Source organism: Candidatus Obscuribacterales bacterium, from assembly GCA_036703605.1.
Classification (GTDB): Bacteria; Cyanobacteriota; Cyanobacteriia; order RECH01; family RECH01; genus RECH01.
Genome location: DATNRH010000079.1, coordinates 1 through 2,113 on the forward strand (window position 1 = coordinate 1; position 2,113 = coordinate 2,113).

1 protein-coding gene is annotated in these 2,113 nt (G+C 56.8%); it reads left to right on the forward strand.

The window, feature by feature from the left end; translation table 11 throughout:
• The coding region (locus V6D20_01725) for a hybrid sensor histidine kinase/response regulator (GenBank protein ID HEY9814515.1) at positions 1 to 2,113 on the forward strand (2,113 nt) is incomplete at both ends.

The following is a 2,113-nucleotide window of genomic DNA, read 5'->3' on the forward strand; positions in this document are numbered from 1 at the left end:
ACCGCCACCGATCCATCGCGCTCCACCCATCCCTGGGAAAACGAACCGTTTTCGTCCCTCCAACAACCCTCCCTCTCCCTAGCCTCCATCACCCAAGGGTATCAAGTTACCAAGGGCGGCGAGGTTCTAGGTGCCAATCAATGCCGGATTGATCCAGATACGAATACCTGCATTTGCGTCTGCCCCACCTCAGATGGCCGCAATCGGCTATGGCAGTTCACCACTGTCTCGCTCGGGGACGTGCGATCGCCTGATTATGATGCTGCCTATGGTTCTCTATGGCTCGTTTTGGCCCAGGATTACACCGAACAGCAGCGGGTTGGGCAAGAGCTGGCCGCTAAAAATGCCGACCTCATCCAGCTCAATCGCCTCAAGGATGAGTTTTTGGCCTGCATCAGCCACGAGCTCAAAACGCCGCTCACCTCAATTTTGGGTCTATCAAGCTTGCTAAAGGATCAGGCAATTGGAGCCATGAGCGATCGTCAGGCCCGCTATGCCCAACTGATCTACCAAAGCAGTCGACATTTGATGCTGATTGTCAACGATATTCTCGATCTGACGCGCATTGAAACGGGGCAAATGGAGCTGATCCTAGAGCCCGTCAACCTAGAAGTTGTTTGCCATCGCGCCTATGAACAGGTAACCCAGGGACATGGCGGCCCATCCAATCCCCTACACCAAGATGGCGACGAGGATCCAACAGCATCGTGCCCCTCCATTCAGGTGACCATCCACACCAACCAAGCTTGCCTCTTGGCCGATGAACTGCGCCTGCGCCAAATGCTGGCCAACTTACTGTCGAACGCCCTGAAATTCACCACGGCATCTGGAGCGGTGGGGCTGGAGGTGGAAGACTGGGGGCATTGGCTAGCTTTCACCGTGTGGGACACGGGCATGGGGATTCCTGCCGATAAGCAACACCTGATTTTCCAGAAATTCCAGCAGCTTGAACAGCCGCTAACGCGTAGTTTTGAAGGAACGGGCCTCGGGTTGGTGATTACCCAGCGGTTGGCTCGTCTGCATGGGGGCGAGGTGACGTTTATGTCCAAAGAAGGGGAGGGGAGTCGGTTTACGATTCTTCTACCAGTCGTACCACCCCAGGCCGAGCGAACCCTCGACCCAGCAGAAGCAGCGGTGATTTTGCCCCATAAACGATCCTCCAACAATCGGCTGATGCTGGTGATGGAGTCCGTTCCCCAGTTGCTCGACGACGTGACCTATCACCTAGGCAAACTGGGCTATCAGGTGGCGATCGCTCGCTCCGGAACCGAGGCCCTAGAAAAAACTCGGCAGCTTCAGCCAGCCATGGTGTTCCTCGATCCCGTCTTACCGCAGCTTTCGGGATGGGATGTGCTGACGCTGCTCAAGTCCGATGACGACACCAGCCATATTCCCATCATTGCTATGACCACCCAGTCCGAAAGCCAGCGGGCGGAGTCTGCCGGGGTGGATGGTGTGCTCAGCTTACCCATCGATGGGGATGCCCTAGAGCAGTTGATGGATCAACAGCTCGCGATCGCGACGCCAGCCGAACAGTACCCGAGCCTGACGGTGTTACACCTTGGACAGCCGAGCCCCTGGACGGAGATCGCCTTGGCCGATCCCGACTGGGTACCGCCCTCTTCTGATACCAGCGATCGCTCTCCGGTTTTAGACCTCAATCATTTGCTGCATCCCTACCATTGCCGGGTTTTAGAAGTTGACGATATCGATCAGGCCGATGTGCTATCGCGGGTGTGGCGGCCGGATGTGGTACTCCTCAGCGATCGCGCTGCGGATCCCGTCGCTTATTTCCAGCAAATTCAGGACTGCTCCTACCTGAGCACCCTGCCGATGATTACCCTCACAGCGGAACTCACCCAGGCAGCCAATCAATACCCTGAACTTACGGTGTTCCCCTGTCTCGACCCTGCAGCTCCCGTATCGCCAGGGGACGACGTCGAAATTCCAACCTTGCTAGAAGTCATTCGGGTGGCCACCGGCACCTATTGGACACCCCATGTTTTGGTGGTCGATGTCACCTCAACGGGGGAAACGCCCCTGCTGCAGCCACCGCTCCAATACCTGCAACAGTCAGGACTAGCCAGTGTTATTGCCCAATCGCCCACGGAGA